This window comes from Bradyrhizobium barranii subsp. barranii (genome assembly GCF_017565645.3).
Taxonomy (GTDB): Bacteria; Pseudomonadota; Alphaproteobacteria; order Rhizobiales; family Xanthobacteraceae; genus Bradyrhizobium; species Bradyrhizobium barranii.
Genome location: NZ_CP086136.1, coordinates 8815306 through 8837873 on the forward strand (window position 1 = coordinate 8815306; position 22568 = coordinate 8837873).

Here is a 22568-nt window from a genome sequence, read left to right on the forward strand (position 1 = left end):
CACGATTATGCGGAGTGTGCGGCCGTTCAATCCGAGACCCGCTTCGTTATCAACAGTTTAGTTCCTGCTGCCCTCTTTCTCACTCAGCATAATCTGAGGCCTTTCTTCCTGCCTTGATGGCAACGAAAGGGAGACAAGGAATGGCCAAGTCGAGTGAGGATCACTGCCACGGGCTGCGCTGCATGGACGCAGGCGATCTCGACCCGCTGGTGACGGAGTTCACACGACACCTGACGGTGTTGGGGCATAAGAGCTTGACGGTGAGCGGCTATGACGCTGCAGCCCGTCACCTCGCGCAATGGCTGACGCTGGCCAAGATCGCAGTCGCTGATATCGATGATGGCGTCGCCGATCGGTTCGCTCGGCATCGCTGTCGATGCCACGGCATCCGTCGCGAGAGGAGCGTGTCCGCGAAGTACGTGAGGCGGGTACGCCGGTTCATCGAGTTTCTCGGCGAGCGCGGAATCGTCCAGCGCAAGCCGAAGCCCGCATTACCGACGCCCCACCGCCGGGTGGTCGAGTTCCAGGACTGGCTGCGACAGCATCGCGGCGTCACAGAGCTGACAATAGATCGGCACGGTCGCATGGTCATGCGGCTGCTCCCGGCGCTTGGCATCAGGCCGCGAAGTTGGAATGCTCAGCTCATTCGCGACGTGATCATTGCAGAGACGAAGCGGGTCTCGCTGGCCTATGTGAAGACGATGACGATGGCGCTGAGAGGATATTTGCGGTTCCTCAGCGCACGGGGGTTGTGCCGAGCTGGACTCGATCAGGCTGTGCCAATCATTCCGCAGTGGCGACTGTCGTCGCTGCCGCGATACATCCGCTCGTCGGATGTCGAGACGTTGATTGCAACGTGCGATCAGACCACGGCGACTGGCGTGCGTGATCGGGCGATCCTGCTGCTGTTGGCACGACTGGGCTTGCGGGCCGGCGACATTCTCTCTCTTCGTCTCACCGATGTTGATTGGCAACAGGCGACACTGTCGGTTCGTGGCAAGGGGCGGCGGGAGACGAGATTACCATTGCCGCAAGACGCCGGGGATGCCTTGCTCGCTTATCTGGATCAGGCCCGGCCGCACGTCGCCGATGTTCGAATCTTCTTCATGTCGAATGCACCAATCCGGCCGCTGACAGGTTCGAGCGCAGTCTCTGATGTTGTGCGTAGTGCAATACGAAAGGCCGGTATCCCCGTTCCGTCGAATGGGGCCAACCTGCTTCGGCATTCGGCCGCGACGGCCATGCTCCGGGGCGGCGCGACGCTCGACACGGTTGGCGCCGTACTGCGCCACCGCTCACCGGACATGACCGCACACTACGCCAAAGTCGACGTGACGATGCTGCTGCAGATCGCGCAGCCCTGGCCGGGAGATGCGTGATGCTGAGTCGATATCTTGCCAAATATGTGGACCAGCAGCAGTCGCTGGGGTTCAAGTTCCGTGTCCAGCAAATCCTGCTGAGGGGCTACGTCAGCTTCGCCGAGGAGTGCGGCGACCGGCACATCAGAAGTGCCCGGGTCCTGGCATGGGCCGCACGTGCGCCGTCACCGGAGCAGCGCCGCAACCGGTTGCTTACCGTGCGGCGGTTCGCGCTGGCGATGCACGCCGAGAATCCGCGCCATCAGGTTCCGGCGGCGGATGCACTCGGCCACGCTGTCGTCAAGAGGCGACCGCCGTATATCTATAGTGCGGACGAGATCGCACGATTGCTTCGTGCTGCGGCGGCACTCCGGCCAGCGGGCTCGATCAGACCGACCATGTATGCAACGCTCTTCGGCCTGCTCACCGCTACTGGCATGCGGATCGCAGAAGCATTGGCGCTGCAGATCGACGATGTAACTGCCGATGGGCTCGTCGTCCGACAGACCAAGTTCCAGAAGAGCCGGCTGTTGCCACTTCACGCAACAGCTCGGCTGGCGCTCGACAGATATCTGGTCACCCGGCGGTCGCTAACCACCACAGATCGTGCTCTCTTCGTATCGGTTGCCGGGCAGTCGCTGCCCTACAACACCGTGCGACGCATCTTCCTGCAACTCCTCGACAGTACCAATCTCAGGGGCGCCTACGCGGGGCGAGATCCGCGCATCCACGATCTGCGCCACACCTTCGCGGTCCGCTCGCTGGAGCAGTGCCGCCACGATCGTGCTGCGATCGCCCGCCATATCGTGGCGCTCAGCACCTACCTCGGCCACGCCCACGTGACCGACACCTATTGGTACTTGCAGGCGACGCCGACCCTAATGGGCCAGATCGCCGAGGCCGGCGAGGCATTGCTCACTGGAGGCGTCGCATGACTGCGCTCACCCCCTACCTGAGCAGCTTCCTGCGCGAGCACCTGCCCAAAGAACGCAGGGCGAGCCAGCATACCTGCGAGGCGTATGCCCAGAGCTTCCAGCTGTTGCTCCAATTTGCCGCCGGCCGACTCAAGCTCAAGCCATCGAAGATCGAGATCGAACGGCTCGACGCGCCGCTGATCTTGGCATTCCTGGAGCATCTAGAGAAGCAGCGCGGCAACTCGGCGCGAACCCGCAATGCCCGGTTCGCTGCGATCAACTCGTTCTTCCGTTACCTGGAATACAGAGTGCCATCCTGCCTCGACCAATCACGTCGGATCCATGCGATCCCGATGAAGAAGACCGATCAGGCGCTCGTCGGCTATCTCACCCGTGACGAGCTACAGGCTCTGTTAGACGCGCCAGACGTCAGCACCGTGTCCGGCATCCGTGATCGAGCGATGCTGCATCTGGCCTTCGCCGCAGGCATGCGCGTGTCGGAGCTGGTCGGCCTCCGGCTCGATCAGATCGACCGCCAGACCATGTCCAGCGTGCACATCATGGGTAAGGGCCGTCGTGAACGTGTCTTGCCGCTCTGGAAACAAACGGCTGCAGCTGTGAAGGCTTGGCTCAAAGTGCGCCCAGTCACCGACGCTCCTGAGCTGTTCTTCAACGCCCGTGCTCAGGCGATGACCCGCTCGGGCTTTGAATACATCCTGACCAAGCATGTCGCCGCGGCCGCTCGCAAGGCGCCGTCCGCAGCGAACTCATCGCAATGTTCGCAATACAGTTGGACGCCCCGCCGTACGTCGACGTAGCCGGCCGCCTGCAGCTCGCGGAATATCGCTAGAGCATTTCCCTTGTGAATCGCGCTGGACGTGCGCACGAACACATCGGGCGTAATTTGCACCGCGCGCAAACACTCTAAGATCTTGTGAACGTATCCTTCTGCGACCTCGCTAAAGGATCGGCCGAGCTTTCGTGCCGTTTCGAGCGTATATGTGCCGTGCTCGTCTGAGCCCGTGATGTAGTAGGCCCGATGGCCGGCCATGCGTTGAAAGCGGACGAAAATATCAGCGGGCAAATACACGCCGCCGATGTGACCCAGATGTAGCTTGCCGTTAGGGCAAGGCGGCGCGGGACAGATAAAATAAGTGCGCACGTCAATCCCACCAGATCGAGATAAACTTGAGAGCGCTATCTTGGCTGATATTGCGGATAGTATGCCTCTGATGTGGCGCCATGTAACACAAGCTCGTTTCGCTAACATTACGGACCTGACCGTCGACTTCGAATTCTCCACGACCAGAGATCAGCAGCCACAGTTCGTGCTCCTGATGATCGTGCGGGTCGACCGCATCGCCTGGAGCGAGCTCCGCGACTGAAGCGCCAAATGCTGGGCTGAGACCCTCCGGGAGATGCTCCAAGAGGCGCCAGACCAGAGCGCCGTATTCGGTTCGCATCAGAGAATGATCGGGCCGCGTCGTGTACATGTTGGTCTTCCTCAGACGTGGCTATCAGTTGCGATAGAATATGCCATTGGGACGCTTTAGGTTCTCAAGATCTGCCACAGCTTCTTCTGGTGGGTTGTACGCACGCTTCATGCGGTTGTATTCGGTGCGTGTTGGCCTCTCAGTGGATGCGCGCTGGAACACCAAGTGAATCGCACGACGCGACCGATCGCTCTTGTTTGGCAAGGAGTAATGGGGCGCATAATCGTCAAAAATGAAAACATCCCCAGCTTTCAATCGCACCGGCTCCCATGCGAAGGCCTCGGCGATCTCCGGGTGAATCACGCCACCCGCATCCATCGGAAACATTCCTTCCTTATGGCGAGCTGGCGTGAAGAAGAGCCCACCGTTGCCCGGGCCGGAGTCGTCCACGGCGATGGATGCAATTGCGTGCACCATGCGTTCGGGTATCTTGTGCGGGACATGATAGATGTCCTGATGAGGGCGGTACCCGCCGCTGTCCGGATACTTGAAGATCAGAAGTTCCTTCAACATCCGTGTCTTCTCATTCAAGAGTGTCTCGACCGCTATACGAATGCGGCCATCGGCCAGGAGCGCGTCCCGTAGAGGGGCATGGTAGTCTAAGAAGTTCTCGGCCTTGGAAATAATTTTTCTGCTGTCACTCGTCTTCTCGAACCACAACATCCACTTGTCGGAGCTTACATCCCAACGTGCAACTTCCTCAACGTAACGAGAAATCTTGTCGCGCTTGGCTGGATCGAAGAACTTCTCCAATCGAAGGTATCCATCCTTATTCCATTTCGATTGTTGCGCCTCGGTCAGCATGTGTGAGCTCCTTCCTAAAATGAGACGGATCAGATGTGCTTTGGCCGAGGCGGGTTGCTAGCACCGCATTAAGAGCGGTCGCGCTCAATAGGCTAAGCAACATCACGTCAGGGCCGAATCCACGGACCAACTGCCCTCCGACCATAGGAAAGCCAAAGAGCCCGAGAAAGTATGCGAGGGTAAATATCTGCGATGTAGTGGGCACGGAGACGCCGTGCTCACCGGCGAGATTGACGGCTATCGTATTCAAGGTTGAATAACTTAACCCATAGCCGGCGGCAAAGAGGACAGAGGCCGCAATATAGAGTGATGTGCTGCCACCGTTGAAAAGGAACAGCACCAGAGACGCAGCGGTCAGTAGGATGAGCGTGAGTGCCAGTCGGCGTAACGGCAGGCTGCCCATGAGGTGAGCGACAGAGAAGCGTAGTATCACGCTCGTAGCAGTGAAAAAGAGAAAGAACAGATCGGAGTTCAGGTGACGTGAGGCGGAATACGCGCTCTGATATGTGGACAGCCCCGCGAACACGCAGCCTGAAATCGCAATCATGGCGATGGGGAGTGCTGTGCACTTCTGAAGGAGTGTCGTAGTCGCGGCCAGAGTAATTGCGATATCTGGCATAGCCAGTGCCGATAGCCTCGACGTCGCGCGTCTTGTAAGGTCTACGCAGGCGGCGGCGATCACGCACGCAATCGCAAGCACCGCATAAATCGTGGCCAGCGAACCAGTGTATTTTGCGAGCAAGTGACCAAGTGGAGCTGCCAGGCCGAGCCCAGCCATTTGTGATCCGGATAAGACCGTCAAATACTGAATACGTGCTGAGGGCCGTAGATGGCGGATGATCTGCAGCGGTGCCAAAATGAAGAACACTGACCAGGCAGCGCCCACCAGCAAGCCTCCACCGTACGCAGCTCGCGTATCGAGGGCAGCGCCGGCAAAGGCAAGCATGGCTAACGCCATAAACAAGGATGCGACAGTCAACGTGGGCAATAGGCCTATCCGCTTTGCCAGCCACCCTGCCAAGCAACAGGAAACGAGAGTGGTAGCCATGCCGCTGGAAATGATAAGACCAGCGGCTTGACCATCCGTTTCGAGCGCATGCATGTAGTCCGGCAATAGAAAGCTAGTGCCGTAAGCTGCTGCAATGACAATGGAGGCAATCAAAAATGGTACAAAGGCGCGGTAGTCGAGCGTGCCTGAAAGCTGATCGGCGGGGTTGGCCGTTCCATCCGCAATCCGGCCCCGCAGCGGTGAGGTCGAGCCGCCGTTCATGTGCCACCCGATACCTGTCGGGTCGATCGCATCGCCACCACACCGGCGTCTCGTTCAGACGCGTCCGAAGTTGCGTAAACCTGAATCATCTGCCTACCGGATGTATTCAAATAGAACGGTCGGCCGAGGAGGCTATTGATAATTTGGCTGTTACGGTACGCGACCAAAGATAGATTGGCGCTCTGCAATCCGTGCTGCACGCGGCTTTGATTTTGTAGATATATTGGTCCTGGCACGGGCCGACCGAAGCGGACTGCATAGTCCGGGCCAAGTACTGGCAGGCCATCTTCCATACATGCTCCCTCGAGCAGGGCCTCCAAGAAGGGCGGCGTACGCGGCTGGAAACCAGTAGCAAGCACTATACGATCGACTAGAATGCAGCTATTTCGCTGCGTTGCGATCTCATCTAGATCTACTCGCCAACCCATTTTGTGGGAGGTGATGCCTTTCACGACTACGCTGGGCAACACACGAAAACGGTCGGTCAGCGTGCCATCCACGCTGCGTTCGTACAGCATTTCATATAAGCGGTTGCACAAGTCGACGGAAATGCCATCGCTCGTAAGCATCTCGCCCTCGACTATATCGCGGCGTTGCTGAAGCGGTAGAGCGTGAAAGCGACGGCTATACGCGGGCGTATAAGCTTCATTCACGAAGCTGTTGTCGTCGATGGCAAAAAAGTTCGAACGCGACGTTGACCACGTGATCTGGGTGGATACAGAACGAGTAAGAATGTCCTCGGTAATCTCAGCGCCACTCTGACCGCCTCCCACAACGAGCACATGCTCGGCTGCTTGCGGTAGCGGCCGCTCGAGATAGTCAGCTGCATGGTAGAGAGTGCCACATAGCAAAGATCTGGCACAGGCGGGGATTTTGGGCTCTACGCCAACACCAACAACAACAGCGCGCGCTAAGTATGTGGTTGTATTCGTGCTGATGCGGTAGCCGTCCCTAACCCGTCCTATTCGTGAGAGTGCGGCTTTTTGGCCCGATTGATGCGGCCGCACATCTTGTCTGACGAGGCGCACAGGATTGCCTTCGGCTTTTCACCGCCTGACGACCCGTACTTTGCAACGCGCTTGAGGTATAGGTTGGGCGAACGGGGGGCGGACGCCCCGCCGGTCAAGGACCGAGCGGCAGCAACGCGCCTGGCAAGCCGCGGATCAGGTCGGCTTCGGGACATGCCGCGGCAAACGCAAGGCGAATGCGGCTCGTGGTCTCGACCACACGGGCAGCGATTTTCAAGAGACGAAGACGCAGCGTCGCGAACTCGGCAGCGGCCAATTCCCGGGCTTTGGGAATGGCGTCGCGCACGGTCAGCATCAGCCAATAAGCGGCCGTATGGAGCACGAGACGGACCTGGTTGGCGAGCGCCGAACGGCAGCTGGTGCGGTCGGAGGCGAGCTGTGTCTTATGCAGCTTGATCAGATTCTCTGCTTGGCCGCGCGCGCAATACAGGCTGTCGTAGATCCACTCGGCCGAGCCGACATCGAGGCTGGTGACGACGAAGCGGATGTCGAGGCCGAGCATCGTCGCCTCAATACGGGCGACAGTGCGCCGTTCGCGATCCCAGGACTTTGCCTTGTGGCGCGTCTCGGTATAGCCACGCAGAACCGGCAGGTTCTCGATGGCGCGTCGCGTGCGGATGTCGTCGGCGACCTCGTCGACTTTTCTGGCGAGAGGCTTGGTGCCGGACAGACCGAAGATGTAGTCGATGCCGTTGGTCTCGCACCACGCCATGGCCTCCGGCCGGGCATAGTGCCCGTCGCCACGGAACGTAATTTGCGTGTTGTGCCATCGCGTCCGGATATGCCGTACCAGGCGGCGCAGATGGGCACGCACCTCGACGCCGCCCGGCGTCTTGCCGGGCCGCAGCACGACGGCCACGGGCCGGCTCTTCTCCGTGTCGTAGACGTGGATCGGCAGGAAGCAGCGTTCGTCATAATGAGCGTTGAACAGCGAGAGCTGCTGATGGCCGTGGACGACGTCGCAGGTATCATCGATGTCGAGCGTGACGGATGCCGGCTCGCGCGGGTAGCTATCCATCCATGCGTCGACCAAAATGTAGGTCAGCCGGATCACGTCGCGCAGGCGCGGAGCATTCTCCAGCCGCGACAGCGTCGGCTGGGAACACAAATCCCGGCCCGTGTCCGGCAGCCGTCCGCAGGCCAGTTTGAATGCCGGATCGGACCTCAGATGATCGAGGTCGTCGGCGTCCTCGTAGCCGCAGCAGATCGCGAACATGCGAGCGCGGAGCATATCGACCAGGCTGTGCACGACCCGCGTCGGATCGCGCCGATCCGGGAACACCCGGGCCAGATTGTTGGCCAAACCGAGACGCCGCTCGGCCATCGCCAGAAGCATCACGCCCCCGTTCGAGGTTAGGCGCCCACCATCGAAGGCAGCTGTGACTTTCTTGGCGTGAACGGCTGGAAACGAGAAGGGCGGAATCGTATCGTCGGTCATGGCGGGCGTGGCGTTCGCGGTTGGAGGTGATGGGGTTGGCTTCGCAACCGAATCCTACGCCGCATCAGCGCTTTACCCCTCAGGCGCACTCTTACGAATAAGACGGGTTAAGTTGAAGAAAGATTGAGTGACTCCCGATCATTTCTGTGCCGAAACGTGGAGTCGCGGTCGTGCCGCGTCCAAAGAAACCGGCGCGAGCGGCCTATTAGACGCGGTAGGTGATCAGCCTCCGAAACGAGACTATCAAGCATGAAGAGATCGAGCGCGAGGCAGAGGTTTTATTTGTGTTGAATTCTTGCTTCTCGATAGTGGTCTGAAATCGTATCATCGGTCATGGCGGGCGTGGCGTTCGCGGTTGAAGGTGATGGGGTGGCTTCGCAACCGAATCCTACGCCGCATCAGCGCTTTACACCACGCTCGCCAGCCTCTCAGGCGCCCTCTCGCGAATAAGACGGGCTAAAGGGAATAACATCATTGACGACCTCGGAAAAGCGCAGCGTCTTGAGTCGCCCTGCGACCCACCGGTAGTACTCAATAAACTCCTGCCGCGATGTTGAAGCATTGCGCTTGTTGACAAAGCTGTAGAGCCGACCATGCAGCGCCAAATAGTTGAGGAATGAATATGGACTAGGGTCCAGACTCAATTGAGCCAATATGCGACGAGAGCGGCGAGATGAACAGCGGCCAAAAAATTACGGGCGAGCTTGTCATATCGCGTGGCGATGCGCCGGAAGTCCTTGAGCCTGCAAAAGCAGCGTTCGATGACATTTCGTCCTTTGTAGGCGCGTTTGTTGAAGCGATGGATGACGACACGGTTAGATTTATTGGGGATTACGGGCTTGGCGCCACGACGAATGATTGCGCCGCGAAGCTTGTCGCCATCATACCCTTTGTCGGCGAGGAGCACGCTCATGGGTGGCGCGAGCGCCAGGACATCGGGAGCCGCAGCGATATCGGCATCCTGGCCTGGAGTCAGATGCAGGACGACCGGCCGGCAGAGCGGATCGCTCAGCGCATGGATTTTTGTCGTGCGGCCTCCGCGCGAGCGGCCGATTGCTTGATTGTGCTCCCCCCTTTTCCGCCGGAGGCACACCGGTGAGCTTTAATCGAGGTCGAGTCGAGCGACAGTACGACGCCGTCTTCGCCAGGCTTGGCCAGCGCTTCGAAGATTGCGCACCATCGTCCTCGCTTGGCCCAGCGATTGAAGCGATTGTAGATCGTCGTGTAAGGGCCGTATTCACGTGGACAATCACGCCATCGTGCACCCGATTGCAGCATGTGAATGATGCCGCTGACGATGCGTCGGTCGTCGTCCCGATCCGGCCCCGTCAGTCCCCTCGGCAGATGCGGTTCGATACGCGCCCATTGCCTGTCGTTCAGCCAAAACAAACCAGCGCGCATTCTCTCGCCCCCGAATCAACACGTAGGCAAGAGAATCACGTGGCGCTATTTAGGTACAGACCCTAGTAGGATCGACCAGGGTCACGCAATCCTTAAGCGGCGACACCTGTAGGCGGCTGTTCGGCAGCGCAAGGCCCGGATGCCAGACAAGTGCGTCTCGCTTCTCCAGGAAAAGTGCGCGGAGCGGAGTAGGTTCAATAAGCGCTGCAAGACTAAGGTTAAATGGGCCGATCCCAATTCCGATGACATCCAGCATTTCCACAGAAGCCTCCTTGAACTCGTGTAAGTTCTTGTCGTTGGCGCTCGCGTAAATTCTGTCCGGGTCTGGGTACGTCGATTGATTACTGAAGCACGTTTGTGTGACTTGGGATGCGGCAGCGGCTTGGCCTGTAGCCGCGGCAGTGGTCCGTCTGCTCAATAGCAACCGCCGTGCCACCCACAAAATCTCGACTGCGCCTTGTTGGACGAGAAGAACATGCCCACCTACGGCATTTCGTGCGGAATCGCCCCGGCAGCTCTTGTCGGATTTACGACATTGCGGCGGCAATCGGACATACACATGCGGAATTCGGAGCGCGCGGATCCATGGCTGAAAACCAACACCGTGAGTGCTCGTCTACGCCGACGTCGTCTTGATGAACCTTCAGTATGCACCTGCGTTGCTCCAAAAAGGCGAGACGCCGGCGGCCGCCCCGCAAGAGATGCTTCGCATTTTTGAGACCATTACCTCCGAGCATGATGTCGGGTTGTTCCGCCGTTTCGAAATTATGCGCTACCGGCATGTCAAGCGCGGTATCCCGATTCGGACGTGACAGTTGTCGAGGATCGAGTGTTGGGCCCATATGCCTTCTCGATCTGGTCCAGCGACTGAGCGATCAGGAAACTCTTGATGCCGTAGCCGGCCATGAACGCCAGCGCGGACTCGAAGAAATCGAGCCGCCGAGCGCCGGGAATTCGTCAAGCATCAGGAGAAAGCGGCGTCGGCCGGCCTTGGCCTGCAGATCTTCCGTCAAGCGGCGGCCGAGCTGATTGAGAATCAGACGGATGAGTGGCTTGGTGCGGTTGGTGTCCGAGGGCGGCACGACAAGGTAAAGCGTGGTTGGCCGATCCCCGCCGACGATGTCGATAATCCGCCAGTCGCGGCGCCGTGTCACCTCCGTCACGACGGGGTCTCGGTGGAGGCCCAGGAACGACATCGCGATACTCAGGACGCCCAGCGTTCGTTACCGCATTTGTTCAGCAGCTCGCGGGCAGCGGAAGCGACGACGGGATGGACGCCGCCTTCGCTGAGATGCGCCGTTCGCATCATCGCGGCGAACGTCGTCTCGATCGGCCGCTTCGGATCGGACAGGAAGGCTGCGACGCCGGCGTGGGTTTTGTTTCCTCGGGATAGAGGACGTGGAGGATGGCACCAACCAGGAGGGCGTGGCTGGTCTTCTCCCAGTAGTTCGGCTCCTCCAGGCTACCCTCCTGGTCGACCAGGATGTCGGCGATGTTCTGGACGTCGCGCACCTCCCACTCGCCGCGGCGGACCTCGAGCAACGGGTTATAGGCCGACGATTTTGCATTGGTCGGATCGAAGAGAAGGACGCGACCGCGCTGGCTACGGAAGCCAGCGGTGAGCTGTCAGTTCTCGTCCTTGACGAACGATCGCCGAGCCCGGCCAGGTCGGGAGCGAAGGGATAACGAGGCCGACACCCTTGCCCGATCTCGTGGGAACGAAGAACAGGACATACTCCCGCCCATCATGGCGAAGATATCTAACGATGCACGCGATTGCGGATCCCCAGCGCGAGCTTTTCTACGTCAATTTCTGCGATGAAGTAGGGCAGCATGATGGGCAGCGCTTCCGCGCGCCGGTAACGCCCTATGTTCGATCGGGATATCTCCTCCAGGTCGTGACGAGCTCTTCGTCGGGCGGCATCGGCGACGCCGGTGATGATATCGGCGAGCAGATCCGGATCTTGCGGAGCGAAGTGCGTGCCCCCTTCCGCGACAAGCAACGCGAGCCAGCTCCATTGCATCTTTAAGCAAGCCACGCAGGACAAGGTGCGCCCGGAAGGCGACGGCCTCGCGGACCCCGACGGCTTTACCTGCCTCTGCGCCAGTTTCTTCATCTGGGCGAGCGGCTTCACGCGGGATGGCGATGTCATCGGCGTGCACATGTTAACCTTTGCGAATGACGGCGCCTCGCGCATGTCGGCGCGCGAACTTCAAAGGCAGACAGACATGGACCTTCGCAAGTTCGACGGCTTCCTTGCCCGGATGGGCATGCCCTCGCCGATCCGTGCGCAGACCTGGGCGACGCCGCCCGAGGAGATGTTCGGCCTGACCCCCGCGGAGATCGCCACCATGACGCGGGAGACCGCCTTCGCTCGCATGCGGGAAGCGAATTGTCGATCCGGCGCGGCCCGTTGGCGCGCTGGGAGCCGCTCCTCCCTTCCAACGATGCCTCACGATCGCCATGCGATCAGCCAACGCTGATGACGATGATGCGCCTCGGCGCGGCGCGCTATCTTGGGAAACTCGACAGTTAGATCGGTTCCCTCGGCACATGACTGGTCGCCGTCGATGCGGCAGCAGCGGACTGAAGGACGGCTTACGCCCTACTGTCCGAGGGGTTTGGACGCTCACAATCAATATCGCGAGTAAGCTAGGTCACATTGTCCGCGTACGGAAAGAACACTACCGATCCGGCGACACTCTGTGAGTTGGGTCTTCATCGATATTTCTGCTCGGTCTCTCTTGGATAGCGCCGGATAACATTTTGGCGTTCCTGACTACGTCCGCGAAAACTCTTCGTAGATATCGAGTTCTTCATTGATTTTGCCCCGAGCTTGCGGCCGGCCTCGTCGAGGTAGAGCTGATTGATCAGGCCGCCGTTGTGGATCAGAAAATCACGCGAAGCCTTCATTTCAACGTCGGTCGCGACAAGATCGGGCTTGAGCTGGATCGAAAGCACTTCCGCCGTCTTCGCCAGATACTCGGATGGATTACCGAACATCAGATCCTGGCACCGCAGGGCGATATAGGCTTCTTCTCCAAATAGCGGTACAGCGCCAAGGCGTCTTCTTCGACGACGCCAATGTGGCCGCGGAGAAGCACTTGCTCGAAAACCATTTCCACAACCAGCTCAGGGCCAGGCTACTTGGCTGCGAGGCGATCACCCAGCTCGTGCGCAGACCGCCATTGCCCCGCGCGAATACCTCAACAGCAAGGGCGAGCTTTCCCGCAAGATGCAGGATGACGCACCGTCGCGTGGAATTTCACGACTGGTGTCTATTACAAAGCGGGCGAGAAGCCGTGGTCTCTTGCCGACATCCGGGATGGCGTCTGCTACACAGGCCTCGTCTTCAAGCGTACAAACAACCCGGTCGAAGCGAAGGAGGCGTGCTGTGGCGCGCAGATGTTCCCTCATACCGGCGAAGGCATCGAACGCCGCGGCTGCGAGGACCGCCCCCGTCAATGGCCCGAACCTCGGCCGGCGTTCTCCGGACGCTGCCGTTCTATCGACGTTTTGCGGCGAGGAACGGGCAGCTCTTAGGGGACCTCTTATCGCTTCGGTGTCAGTGACCGTGCATTCGAACAGATTCCTATTCATCGGGCAGCGGACGCAAGAGCAAACGCTCAGCGAAATACAACGCTTTCGCCGCGGTCAACTACCACTGCTAGCAATTGATCGAACTAGGGATTTGTTCAATATTCGATGAAGCGGATGCTGCGGTAACCTTTTCGAAGTCGCGTGAGTTCAAACGGGAGCCACTCGCTACCCATAGATGATGACGGATCCAGCTAGCGGTCGCCGCTCGCGCTGGTCTGCCTGGTCGAGCGGATAGTGTGGCCTAGGGGCTACGCAAGATGGGACCATGACTGCAATGATCTTGTCGGACAATGTCATTCCTCGCGCCGATGTCATTAAACGCGCAGTGCGCATCGGCGCAGAAATCCGAAATGTCAAACTGTCAGGCGATTTACCGGAGCAGACGATTGCCTCGATCAATGGGCTGCTTTTGGAGCACAAGGTCATCTTCTTTCGCGGCCAGCTCCACCTCGATGATGCGGAGCAGGAGAGCTTTGCCATTCGTTTCGGAGAGTTGACACCTCATCCAACGCTCGGTGCGATCAAGGGAACAGCGTCGATCATCGAGCTTGATTCCACCCGTGCAGGTAGCCGGGCGGATCTCTGGCACACTGATGGAACCTTCGTCGATGCCTACCCTAAGATCGCCGTGCTGCGAGGCATTGTGATGCCACCTTTCGGTGGCGATACGGTCTGGTCAAACACCGCCTCGGCCTACCTCGACCTAGCGCCGCCGCTCCAAGGGCTTGCAGACAGGCTATGGGCCGTTCACAGTAATGCCTTTGACTACGCAATACTTGCCCGCGTCAGCGAGCTCGACAAGAAGCACTTGGACGAAGTCTTCACTAAAACAATCTATCGGACTGAGCATCCCGTTGTGCGCGTGCACCCGGAGACTGGCGAACGCACGCTCGTGCTCGGCGCTCTGGTGCAAAACTTCGTTGGCCTGCCGAAATACGATGGCCAGAAGCTGTTCGATTTGTTTCAGTCTCATATCACTGCGCTCGAAAACACTGTGCGTTGGAGTTGGAGGGATGGTGATGTAGCGATCTGGGACAATCGCGCTACACAACATTATGCAGTGAATGACTACGGCGACCAACATCGCCTCGTTCATCGCGCAACCGTCGCCGGTGAGGTGCCAGTCAGCATCGATGGTCGGAGTAGCGTAACGCGCATAACGGGCGACCACCAAGCTGTCTAGCCCGTCTTATTCGCGAGAGGGCGCCTGAGAGGCTGGCGAGCGTGGTGTAAAGCGCTGATGCGGCGTAGGATTCGGTTGCGAAGCCACCCCATCACCTTCAACCGCGAACGCCACGCCCGCCATGACCGATGATACGATTTCAGACCACTATCGAGAAGCAAGAATTCAACACAAATAAAACCTCTGCCTCGCGCTCGATCTCTTCATGCTTGATAGTCTCGTTTCGGAGGCTGATCACCTACCGCGTCTAATAGGCCGCTCGCGCCGGTTTCTTTGGACGCGGCACGACCGCGACTCCACGTTTCGGCACAGAAATGATCGGGAGTCACTCAATCTTTCTTCAACTTAACCCGTCTTATTCGTAAGAGTGCGCCTGAGGGGTAAAGCGCTGATGCGGCGTAGGATTCGGTTGCGAAGCCAACCCCATCACCTCCAACCGCGAACGCCACGCCCGCCATGACCGACGATACGATTCCGCCCTTCTCGTTTCCAGCCGTTCACGCCAAGAAAGTCACAGCTGCCTTCGATGGTGGGCGCCTAACCTCGAACGGGGGCGTGATGCTTCTGGCGATGGCCGAGCGGCGTCTCGGTTTGGCCAACAATCTGGCCCGGGTGTTCCCGGATCGGCGCGATCCGACGCGGGTCGTGCACAGCCTGGTCGATATGCTCCGCGCTCGCATGTTCGCGATCTGCTGCGGCTACGAGGACGCCGACGACCTCGATCATCTGAGGTCCGATCCGGCATTCAAACTGGCCTGCGGACGGCTGCCGGACACGGGCCGGGATTTGTGTTCCCAGCCGACGCTGTCGCGGCTGGAGAATGCTCCGCGCCTGCGCGACGTGATCCGGCTGACCTACATTTTGGTCGACGCATGGATGGATAGCTACCCCCACGAGCCGGCATCCGTCACGCTCGACATCGATGATACCTGCGACGTCGTCCACGGCCATCAGCAGCTCTCGCTGTTCAACGCTCATTATGACGAACGCTGCTTCCTGCCGATCCACGTCTACGACACGGAGAAGAGCCGGCCCGTGGCCGTCGTGCTGCGGCCCGGCAAGACGCCGGGCGGCGTCGAGGTGCGTGCCCATCTGCGCCGCCTGGTACGGCATATCCGGACGCGATGGCACAACACGCAAATTACGTTCCGTGGCGACGGGCACTATGCCCGGCCGGAGGCCATGGCGTGGTGCGAGACCAACGGCATCGACTACATCTTCGGTCTGTCCGGCACCAAGCCTCTCGCCAGAAAAGTCGACGAGGTCGCCGACGACATCCGCACGCGACGCGCCATCGAGAACCTGCCGGTTCTGCGTGGCTATACCGAGACGCGCCACAAGGCAAAGTCCTGGGATCGCGAACGGCGCACTGTCGCCCGTATTGAGGCGACGATGCTCGGCCTCGACATCCGCTTCGTCGTCACCAGCCTCGATGTCGGCTCGGCCGAGTGGATCTACGACAGCCTGTATTGCGCGCGCGGCCAAGCCGAGAATCTGATCAAGCTGCATAAGACGCAGCTCGCCTCCGATCGCACCAGCTGCCGTTCGGCGCTCGCCAACCAGGTCCGTCTCGTGCTCCATACGGCCGCTTATTGGCTGATGCTGACCGTGCGCGACGCCATTCCCAAAGCCCGGGAATTGGCCGCTGCCGAGTTCGCGACGCTGCGTCTTCGGCTCTTGAAAATCGCCGCCCGTGTCGTCGAGACCACGAGCCGCATTCGCCTTGCGTTTGCCGCGGCATGTCCCGAAGCCGACCTGATCTGCGGCTTGCCCGGCGCGCTGCTGCCGCTCGGTCCTTGACCGGCGGGGCGTCCGCCCCCGTTCGCCCAACCCATCCCTCAAGCGCGTTGCAAAGTACCGGTCGTCAGGCGGCGAAAAGCCGAAGGCAATCCTGTGCGCCTCGTCAGACAAGATGTGCGGCCGCATCAATCGGGCCCAAAAGCCGCACTCTCACGAATAGGACGGGCTAGATAAGCGACAACATTGGCTACGACACGCACAATGGATACTCTGCGGTTGTGCGCTCAATCGCTCTCTGCAATATTCGGCAGCTAGGTTCCCGTCGCAGTCAAAATATGAACCCGATGCGGCGCCTCTCAACTTGAAAAGCAACAACTGTTCTTCACAGGCCGCAAGAGGTTCAGCAGCTGCTCGTAGCGGTACAATAATCATTAGAGCGGCCGGGGAGTGTTCTCGTCGGCAGATGCTGAGTCTCGATCGGCGCCACATGGCCGGGGGCCTTTCCAGGAATGCTCCGCTCGTACGTTTTTGAGCAATCCCATACGATCTGTCCTTTCTTGGGGTAATGGCCGCGACATTATAGCTGGTTAGCACCGCGCTTTATCGTGCCTTACAACGCTAAGGAAGTTGGGATGCAATATGGATCTGCCTGCACCAGCATGCGTGAGGGATCTACCGTCTCGCCATCCGCAACAGTTTACTCTTACACCGATCGGTTCCTCCTCATGAACGCGGCTGGCGCACTTTCCCGCGCATCCTCAAAGCCGCAGCCCAAGGTCTCAGCGCCCAGTGACCACCCATCGTCTCGGAAGAGTTCTGGCGCAGACGCGCCTGCTTCCCTCGGCGTTACGACCGTATCTGAGAGAGGCGGCTCAATTTATCGAAGATGAGGTCATCCACCTCTACAAGCACCACAGTGGCCGCCTCGCGTCTTATGGCGGTCCGCAAATGGCGTGCAGTGTTAAGCGTGAATTGCGGTTCCTCGATCAATAAGACTGACTTGTTGACCACAACGTCGGACCCGGTAGTGCTCTTGTCGGGAGGTGCCTCCTCGCTCGCCTCGCCGGCGGTGGGCCGCCACGTCCGATAACCATGATAGCGCCGAAAATCATGGTAATAGCCGGGGTCGTAGCGATAGCCATATCCCCTGAACGCGCTCACATGTTTCTGTGGTGCTTTGTGGATATGCGGCTTCGCCGGCTGCGAAGCAGGACCCTGGTGGGCGCAACCGGCCGCAAGCGCGCAGAAGAGGACAACGAGTATCGCCTGAACCTGCCGGAAAGCGGGGCCGAGCCGATGCAGCCCGTTGGAAGCGCAGGCCGGTAAGGAAAGCATGACCATCGATCGGCACCTGCGTCGCAAGGATCTGGGAAACGTTGACAGTGGCGCCGAGCCATCCGCGGTATCTGTCGACGGCAGGTCCGCTCGTGAGCTTGTAGGTGAAGCGAGCCTGCGCGCCGGTATCGTTGACCGCACAAGCGATATTGCTGGCGCCGTTTCCGGTCTCGACGTGCCACGTGCACCCTGCAATGCGATAGCCGGGCTCTGCAGGGAACGTCTCGGCATAGTCTGCAGTATGCTCTGCAAAGACGACGGGGTGGTCGTCCTTGGTTTTATCCACCGTATAGGAGCGCTCGATCTGCTTCGGTTCGTCAAGCTGTGATACCGGCACGTTCACGATAAGGCGGCGGTCTTCGGGCAGTATCGTGTGGATCGCTCCGGCAAGAATTTCGGGGATCTTCACCCCAGCGTTGGCTTGGGTCTGCACATGCGTGGAGTTCAGCTTGCTCCAGTTCTCAAAGAAGATCGTCGTGTCAACCCATTTCGTCCAGCAGACAGAGGGTTGTGGTAGGGCTGCGATCATGCTGTAGAGCGGGCTTGCGGTGATCACGGTCGCTGGAATGATGAAGTTGACACCGGAAACCTGCGCCTCGTTCCACTTGACGATGCCGCCACGCCGAACTCGTTGAATGCAGGTCCGCCGCTGTTGCCGACATTCATGATTGTGTCGGTCTGCCGTCGGCCGTTCGGGCTCGTCTGGCTGCTGATCAGACCGCTCGAAATGCTCAGATCCAGATCGAGAGGATAACCTAGCAAATAGAGCTGTGTCCCCATCGGGGCCTGCTGGTTGTCGTTGATCACAGGCATCGGGCAACGAGAGGCGCCACGGCTATTGCCGGCGGACTGCGACAGCTCCAGAAGAGCCAGGTCCCTGGCATCGTCGCGATGAACCGCAGTGACCTTGATGGGATTCGCATTGCGCGACCCGAGGCGGGCATTGACGTCGAAGCTCTTGTAGTTCTCCTCGCGTCCGATCACATGGCTGTTGGTCAGCACGAGGCTGTCGCCGATGAGCAGCCCGGAGCCGCCGCCGACTTCCTGCTTGTCGTTGTACATCACGCCAACGTACTGGACGTGAACCGTCCTGACATTGTAGCGCGCAGCAATCTGCACCGCCGCGCGATCGGCCAGCGCGGGCGCGCCCATGGATAGTAAGAGACCGAGTGTCGGGAGGGATAGAATTTCCTGACGGCGGCGATATCGAGTGGGCTGAGTTGTCCTTTCCGTTCCATGCTGGATTACAATAGTTCATTATTGAATCGAGATCGTATTGGGTGACCTTATAATCGCCGACCGAGCCGGAAGCTTTTTCGTTACGGCACGCCTCCGGCGCATCGTCGCGGTTCTGTTCATGCGTAAAACCGAGGGCATGTCCGAATTCGTGGACAGCGACAACGCGAATGCAGAACTCGCGCCGATCTCGGAGCCTTTGCTCCAATGATTGAAGCTGAAATTGAGAGTCATGCCTGACGGCTTGCGGTCGAGATACTCCACCCTCCTGTACACTGGCACCAAAACCAACCTTTGGACCCCCAGTATGGGTTGCTGGCAGTGCGTGGACGCGGGCAGACCGGGATCAGACGCACAGCCGACAAGCTTCAGGCGGAATTGGTTGAGGCGGAGATCCCCCAAGCGCTTCCGTCAATGCTGGCCAGATCCTGGCTCAGGGATCAGCGGCGCGCCGCCAACGGAAATTGGCCCTTCTGGCTTAGAGGGCTGGACCGCTCTTTTCGCCAGCTTCGAAGCTGATTGGGCTGCAGGCGGAGAAGAGACTGGCGGCGCAGACGCAGCAGCGAGTGAACTCTGCAAGGATTCGATCTTCGCGGTCAACGCTTCGATTTGGTCCGTCATCCGCTTCAAATCGGCTTGCTGCGCACCGATATTGCGATTGAGTTCTGCGATTACATCGCTCGCCCGTTGTTGCTCGGATCGAACCTCCAGCAGAGCTTCCCTAACCTCAGGTGACAAGCCATGCATCGGCGCGGGCCCAAGCACTTGCGACCTCGCCAAAATTGTCTCCATGTTAGTCCAAACATAGGCTGCCGCGGCACACAAACCAAAGAAGACCAAGAGGACGAGAATCCAAGACGAGCGCCGGGAGGATTTGTGCAAAATGCGCGGTAACTCCGAGGCGTTCGCCTCAGCAACCACATCCATCATTCTCAGCTGCCATTCCCAAATTTTGATGCCTCTCGTTCACGCAATAATGGGCATCAGTCAAGAGCTGCGGGCGAGGTACGATACTGAGCGCAAGCTCGCCGGAAGTCCCGCTATCGCTGTCGGCAATCGCCTTTCGCGTTTTTAGATCGGACTTTCGACCGAGCAGCTTACCGACCGATCATGGCTCGGGTCCGGCTGCTTAGGCCGACAGGCTAGCGGATGCAGGGCCGTGAAGCTGAAGCGGCGTCGAGATCCAGCATGAACTCGCCCATATGCGCCGCAATCCTTTGCTAAACGGGGGATAAGAGCAGGCAACGTCACCTCAGATTGTACCAGGCTCGACATCCGAATTACGATTTTGGCGAACACCTTTGGGGCATCCATTCGCGTTCGTATGGACGCGGCGACACTAGATCGAACACTCGTCCTCGAAACCTGTCTCTTTGAGAGGCGCAAACTCCGTTTTGCCAAGCTTTGGGCTGTCCATGATCAGGCCGGTTCGACGCTTGACAGCCCGACAGCCTTGCAGGAACGAGCGAGGAATAGAATCAAAGGGCCTCCCCAGCTCGACAAGGACGGTCTACATTTGCGTCCCAATCTGCCGGATCCGCATCAGCATTTGTTTTGAGGTTCTTGTTTTAAAGTGGAGCGCGGGGTCCGGCAGGTGCCGCTAAGATTTGCGGCTTTGGTGCTACCGCGTTTGGTTGGAGAAAGTGAGTTTTCAGGTCTCGATACTTAGGATTCTCGCCGGCCAACCGGAGGGCCGGGCGAGCCTTGCCGTCCTCAAGGATTACCTGGCGGTGTTCTACACCAGCGGTCCGGAGTGGACGGATCGTACGAAGCGATTGGCGGCGCAGACGCCGGATCTCAATATTTTCGGACAAGGGCTGGTTACGCGGGAACCCGGACAATGGATCATAACGGACAAAGGGCGGGCCTTTCTTGCTCTTCTGGAACAGAAGAGCGCACCTGAAGAGCTGGCCCCGGTTGTTTGGACAGCGCCCCGCTGGATTTAAGTGGATTCCTGCCGGGTTATGCTGAACGCGGGGCTTTACGGTTTTGTCGTTGCGTCGGGAGGGCGTAGCCCGACCAGAGCGACGACAAAACCGTCGGCGACGGTCATGCGGCCATCACCATAGCTTGCGTGCCGAAGTAAGCCTCGTCGGGCGTGCGCCCGTCAAGGCTCGAGTGAGGGCGTCCCTGATTGTAGAAGGCCAGATACTTGGCAATTGACGCTCGCGCCTCGGACACGCTGTCGTAGGCGCGGAGATATACTTCTTCGTATTTGACCGTGCGCCAGAGCCGCTCGACAAACACGTTGTCGCGCCAGGCGCCCTTGCCGTCCATGCTGATGGCGATCTTCGCGTCCAGCAGCACATCGGTGAACTCGAGGCTGGTGAACTGGCTGCCCTGATCCGTGTTGAAAATCTCGGGCCTGCCGTGCTTCGCCAACGCCTCCTGGACCGCTTCGACGCAGAAGGCCGCCTCCATTGTGATCGAGACGCGATGGGCCAGGACCCGTCGGCTGAACACATCGACGACCGCCGCGAGATAGACGAAGCCACGCCGCATCGGAATGTAGGTGATGTCCATTGCCCACGCATGGTCGGGCCGCTCGATCTTCAATCCGCGCAACAGGTACGGGTAGATCTTGTGACCCGGAGCCGGCTTGCTCGTGTTCGGGCGACGATAGACCGCCTCGATCCGCATGCGCTTCATCAGCGTCGCGATGTGGCGGCGACCGGCGTATACGCCCTCCCGCCGCAGCAACGATCGCAGCATACGCGCTCCCGCGAAGGGATAATCGAGATGCAGCTCATCGAGCCGACGCATCAAGGCAAGGTCCTCGGCCGAAACTGGCCGAGGTTCATAGTAGACCGTGCTGCGAGCCAGCTTCAGGACCTTCGCCTGGCGCACGATAGAAAGATCATGATCGCGGTCGATCATCGCTTTGCGCTCAGCAGGCCCGCCTTGGTGAGCGCGCCGGACAAAAAATCGTTTTCCAACGCCAGCTCGCCGATCTTGGCATGTAACGCCTTCAAATCGACCGGCGTCTCGGCCGATGTCTTGTCATGCCCAAACACGCCGGCGGCGCCTTCCAGGAGCTGGTTTTTCCAGATCGTGATCTGGTTCGGATGAACATCAAACAGTTGCGCCAGCTCCGCCAGTGTCTTGTCGCCTTTGACCGCAGCCAAAGCAACCTTCGCCTTGAATGCCGGAGAATGCGTCCGGCGGCTCTTCTTCGTCATCTTCGCTCCTGATTCGCAGCAAGAATCCTCGCCGCTGTCAGGCAGAAAATCCACTCAAGCTACTGTCCGAATTTGCGGGGCCAGCTCTCTAAGCTCACGCCCGGCGACGATGTTGCTCCATATCGTGCCGGAGCAACATTGCATACCCCGCGCACCGGCTTGATGCCCTTCGCAAACCATACTTAGATCGCTGTTGTTTGAGATGGAGACATTGTAGTGGCAACCGGTATTGTGAAGTGGTTCAGCGCGACAAAGGGTTATGGATTTATCAAGCCCGATGATGGCGAAGCCGACGTATTCGTGCACATCAGGTCAGTCGAGAAGGCCGGATACACCTCCCTTGCTGAGGGGGCCCGGATCAGCTTCGAGCGCAAGATGCGCGTTTCGCGGGATCGTGAGCGCGGATTTCAGGGGATCGTGAGCAGAGATTTCAGACGATCGTGAGCAACGATTTCGCGGGATCGTGAGCAAGGCTTTCGGAGCCTTGCAGCGCTTCGGCCGACAACTCAACCGGCTTAGGGATGACCTCGTGGTTAACGAGGAAGTCCAATGCCTACCCAGAGATTGTCGATGCGCCGGATCAAGGAA

At 59.3% G+C, this 22568-nt stretch carries 23 protein-coding genes and 3 pseudogenes; 9 read left to right on the forward strand and 17 right to left on the reverse strand.

Going from position 1 to position 22568, the window contains the following annotated elements:
• The first annotated feature begins 140 nt into the window (after positions 1-140).
• Genes J4G43_RS43075 through J4G43_RS43085 form a run of 3 tightly spaced genes read left to right on the forward strand, consistent with a single transcriptional unit; the run spans position 141 to position 3090 of the window.
• Positions 141-1379, forward strand: coding sequence for a tyrosine-type recombinase/integrase (locus J4G43_RS43075; RefSeq protein ID WP_166354471.1), 1239 nt, complete (start codon positions 141-143; stop codon positions 1377-1379).
• Positions 1379-2293, forward strand: coding sequence for a tyrosine-type recombinase/integrase (locus J4G43_RS43080; protein ID WP_208088574.1), 915 nt, complete (start codon positions 1379-1381; stop codon positions 2291-2293). The genes J4G43_RS43075 and J4G43_RS43080 overlap by 1 nt, the downstream gene beginning before the upstream one ends.
• Complete coding sequence (locus J4G43_RS43085; protein WP_208088575.1) at positions 2290-3090, forward strand: tyrosine-type recombinase/integrase; 801 nt, start codon at positions 2290-2292, stop codon at positions 3088-3090. The genes J4G43_RS43080 and J4G43_RS43085 overlap by 4 nt, the downstream gene beginning before the upstream one ends.
• Here J4G43_RS43085 and J4G43_RS43090 read toward each other — a convergent pair.
• From J4G43_RS43090 to J4G43_RS43130, 9 genes and pseudogenes are all read right to left on the reverse strand, one after another.
• Positions 3057-3542: pseudogene (locus J4G43_RS43090) on the reverse strand (class I tRNA ligase family protein); the annotation flags it as partial. The gene J4G43_RS43085 and the pseudogene J4G43_RS43090 sit on opposite strands and share 34 nt — an antisense overlap.
• Positions 3436-3765: a cupin domain-containing protein gene (locus tag J4G43_RS43095; protein ID WP_011084928.1), complete on the reverse strand. Its 330-nt coding sequence runs from the start codon at positions 3763-3765 to the stop codon at positions 3436-3438. The gene J4G43_RS43095 and the pseudogene J4G43_RS43090, both read right to left, overlap by 107 nt.
• 24 nt (positions 3766-3789) lie before the next feature.
• Entirely contained in the window at positions 3790-4569 is a 780-nt protein-coding gene (locus J4G43_RS43100) for a phytanoyl-CoA dioxygenase family protein (protein ID WP_208088576.1), read from the reverse strand.
• Entirely contained in the window at positions 4535-5839 is a 1305-nt protein-coding gene (locus J4G43_RS43105) for an MFS transporter (protein WP_014497737.1), read from the reverse strand. The genes J4G43_RS43100 and J4G43_RS43105 overlap by 35 nt, the downstream gene beginning before the upstream one ends.
• Complete coding sequence (locus J4G43_RS43110; protein ID WP_208088577.1) at positions 5836-6867, reverse strand: SidA/IucD/PvdA family monooxygenase; 1032 nt, start codon at positions 6865-6867, stop codon at positions 5836-5838. Before J4G43_RS43110 ends, J4G43_RS43105 begins: the two co-directional genes overlap by 4 nt.
• Before the next feature lie 94 nt (positions 6868-6961).
• Entirely contained in the window at positions 6962-8305 is a 1344-nt protein-coding gene (locus J4G43_RS43115) for an IS1380-like element ISBdi2 family transposase (protein ID WP_208084705.1), read from the reverse strand.
• A 428-nt stretch (positions 8306-8733) separates the two neighbouring features.
• The gene (locus J4G43_RS43120) at positions 8734-8958 is read right to left on the reverse strand and encodes a SidA/IucD/PvdA family monooxygenase (protein WP_210387406.1); all 225 of its coding nucleotides are present in this window, start codon (positions 8956-8958) and stop codon (positions 8734-8736) included.
• Positions 8946-9706, reverse strand: a protein-coding gene (locus tag J4G43_RS43125) for an IS5-like element ISBj2 family transposase (RefSeq protein ID WP_110115815.1) whose coding sequence is annotated in 2 segments (ribosomal slippage) — positions 8946-9367 and positions 9367-9706 — 762 coding nt in all. Because the reading frame shifts where the segments join, the coding sequence is not laid out codon by codon here. Before J4G43_RS43125 ends, J4G43_RS43120 begins: the two co-directional genes overlap by 13 nt.
• 49 nt (positions 9707-9755) lie before the next feature.
• Positions 9756-9962, reverse strand: a complete 207-nt coding sequence (locus J4G43_RS43130) for a SidA/IucD/PvdA family monooxygenase (protein ID WP_210387748.1) — start codon at positions 9960-9962, stop codon at positions 9756-9758.
• 352 nt (positions 9963-10314) lie between these two features.
• Here J4G43_RS43130 and J4G43_RS43135 point away from each other — a divergent pair, with 352 nt between their 5' ends.
• Entirely contained in the window at positions 10315-10518 is a 204-nt protein-coding gene (locus J4G43_RS43135) for a hypothetical protein (RefSeq protein ID WP_014497739.1), read from the forward strand.
• On the opposite strand, the pseudogene J4G43_RS56220 reads toward J4G43_RS43135, so the two are convergent.
• Positions 10506-11465 (reverse strand): annotated as a pseudogene (locus J4G43_RS56220) (type IV secretory system conjugative DNA transfer family protein); the annotation flags it as partial. The gene J4G43_RS43135 and the pseudogene J4G43_RS56220 sit on opposite strands and share 13 nt — an antisense overlap.
• 1 nt (position 11466) lies before the next feature.
• Positions 11467-11709: a hypothetical protein gene (locus tag J4G43_RS43150; RefSeq protein WP_208088579.1), complete on the reverse strand. Its 243-nt coding sequence runs from the start codon at positions 11707-11709 to the stop codon at positions 11467-11469.
• A gap of 46 nt (positions 11710-11755) precedes the next feature.
• Here J4G43_RS43150 and J4G43_RS43155 point away from each other — a divergent pair, with 46 nt between their 5' ends.
• Positions 11756-12190, forward strand: a complete 435-nt coding sequence (locus J4G43_RS43155) for a hypothetical protein (RefSeq protein ID WP_225005447.1) — start codon at positions 11756-11758, stop codon at positions 12188-12190.
• Between the two features lie 235 nt (positions 12191-12425).
• On the opposite strand, the gene J4G43_RS43160 is transcribed toward J4G43_RS43155, so the two are convergent.
• Positions 12426-12710: a hypothetical protein gene (locus tag J4G43_RS43160; RefSeq protein ID WP_038945511.1), complete on the reverse strand. Its 285-nt coding sequence runs from the start codon at positions 12708-12710 to the stop codon at positions 12426-12428.
• Between the two features lie 862 nt (positions 12711-13572).
• Here J4G43_RS43160 and J4G43_RS43165 point away from each other — a divergent pair.
• Both J4G43_RS43165 and J4G43_RS43170 read left to right on the forward strand, forming a co-directional pair.
• Positions 13573-14490 carry a TauD/TfdA dioxygenase family protein gene (locus tag J4G43_RS43165; RefSeq protein ID WP_011084919.1) on the forward strand — a complete coding sequence of 306 codons (918 nt, stop codon included), beginning with the start codon at positions 13573-13575 and terminating at the stop codon, positions 14488-14490.
• A gap of 456 nt (positions 14491-14946) precedes the next feature.
• Positions 14947-16290: an IS1380-like element ISBdi2 family transposase gene (locus tag J4G43_RS43170; RefSeq protein ID WP_208084195.1), complete on the forward strand. Its 1344-nt coding sequence runs from the start codon at positions 14947-14949 to the stop codon at positions 16288-16290.
• Positions 16291-17338: 1048 nt separating this feature from the next.
• Here J4G43_RS43170 and J4G43_RS43175 read toward each other — a convergent pair.
• From J4G43_RS43175 to J4G43_RS43185, 4 genes and pseudogenes are all read right to left on the reverse strand, one after another.
• Positions 17339-18121, reverse strand: a complete 783-nt coding sequence (locus J4G43_RS43175; protein WP_011084918.1) for a hypothetical protein — start codon at positions 18119-18121, stop codon at positions 17339-17341.
• Positions 18118-18717: a S1 family peptidase gene (locus J4G43_RS43180; RefSeq protein ID WP_035715530.1), complete on the reverse strand. Its 600-nt coding sequence runs from the start codon at positions 18715-18717 to the stop codon at positions 18118-18120. The genes J4G43_RS43175 and J4G43_RS43180 overlap by 4 nt, the downstream gene beginning before the upstream one ends.
• Before the next feature lie 145 nt (positions 18718-18862).
• Positions 18863-19009 (reverse strand): annotated as a pseudogene (locus J4G43_RS56225) (M12 family metallopeptidase); the annotation flags it as partial.
• Between the two features lie 203 nt (positions 19010-19212).
• Positions 19213-19731 (reverse strand): hypothetical protein, encoded by a 519-nt coding sequence (locus J4G43_RS43185; protein ID WP_166349326.1) that lies wholly within the window; start codon positions 19729-19731, stop codon positions 19213-19215.
• 713 nt (positions 19732-20444) lie between these two features.
• Here J4G43_RS43185 and J4G43_RS43190 point away from each other — a divergent pair.
• A complete protein-coding gene (locus J4G43_RS43190) occupies positions 20445-20747 on the forward strand; it encodes a hypothetical protein (RefSeq protein WP_225005448.1) in 303 nt (100 codons plus the stop codon).
• 103 nt (positions 20748-20850) lie between these two features.
• On the opposite strand, the gene J4G43_RS43195 is transcribed toward J4G43_RS43190, so the two are convergent.
• Positions 20851-21980, reverse strand: a protein-coding gene (locus tag J4G43_RS43195) for an IS3-like element ISRj2 family transposase (protein WP_085967151.1) whose coding sequence is annotated in 2 segments (ribosomal slippage) — positions 20851-21728 and positions 21728-21980 — 1131 coding nt in all. Because the reading frame shifts where the segments join, the coding sequence is not laid out codon by codon here.
• Positions 21981-22196: 216 nt separating this feature from the next.
• Here J4G43_RS43195 and J4G43_RS43200 point away from each other — a divergent pair.
• Entirely contained in the window at positions 22197-22424 is a 228-nt protein-coding gene (locus J4G43_RS43200) for a cold-shock protein (RefSeq protein ID WP_208088581.1), read from the forward strand.
• Positions 22425-22568: the final 144 nt, after the last annotated feature.

Excerpts from the sequence above, each read along its gene's own strand:
- J4G43_RS43075 (WP_166354471.1), top strand. The coding sequence starts at position 141 with ATGGCCAAGTCGAGTGAGGATCACTGCCACGGGCTGCGCTGCATGGAC.
- J4G43_RS43080 (WP_208088574.1), top strand. The coding sequence starts at position 1,379 with ATGCTGAGTCGATATCTTGCCAAATATGTGGACCAGCAGCAGTCGCTG.
- J4G43_RS43085 (WP_208088575.1), top strand. The coding sequence starts at position 2,290 with ATGACTGCGCTCACCCCCTACCTGAGCAGCTTCCTGCGCGAGCACCTG.
- J4G43_RS43095 (WP_011084928.1), bottom strand. The coding sequence starts at position 3,765 with ATGTACACGACGCGGCCCGATCATTCTCTGATGCGAACCGAATACGGC.
- J4G43_RS43100 (WP_208088576.1), bottom strand. The coding sequence starts at position 4,569 with ATGCTGACCGAGGCGCAACAATCGAAATGGAATAAGGATGGATACCTT.
- J4G43_RS43105 (WP_014497737.1), bottom strand. The coding sequence starts at position 5,839 with ATGAACGGCGGCTCGACCTCACCGCTGCGGGGCCGGATTGCGGATGGA.
- J4G43_RS43115 (WP_208084705.1), bottom strand. The coding sequence starts at position 8,305 with ATGACCGACGATACGATTCCGCCCTTCTCGTTTCCAGCCGTTCACGCC.
- J4G43_RS43130 (WP_210387748.1), bottom strand. The coding sequence starts at position 9,962 with ATGCTGGATGTCATCGGAATTGGGATCGGCCCATTTAACCTTAGTCTT.
- J4G43_RS43160 (WP_038945511.1), bottom strand. The coding sequence starts at position 12,710 with ATGTTCGGTAATCCATCCGAGTATCTGGCGAAGACGGCGGAAGTGCTT.
- J4G43_RS43165 (WP_011084919.1), top strand. The coding sequence starts at position 13,573 with ATGACTGCAATGATCTTGTCGGACAATGTCATTCCTCGCGCCGATGTC.
- J4G43_RS43170 (WP_208084195.1), top strand. The coding sequence starts at position 14,947 with ATGACCGACGATACGATTCCGCCCTTCTCGTTTCCAGCCGTTCACGCC.
- J4G43_RS43180 (WP_035715530.1), bottom strand. The coding sequence starts at position 18,717 with ATGGGCGCGCCCGCGCTGGCCGATCGCGCGGCGGTGCAGATTGCTGCG.
- J4G43_RS43185 (WP_166349326.1), bottom strand. The coding sequence starts at position 19,731 with ATGATGGATGTGGTTGCTGAGGCGAACGCCTCGGAGTTACCGCGCATT.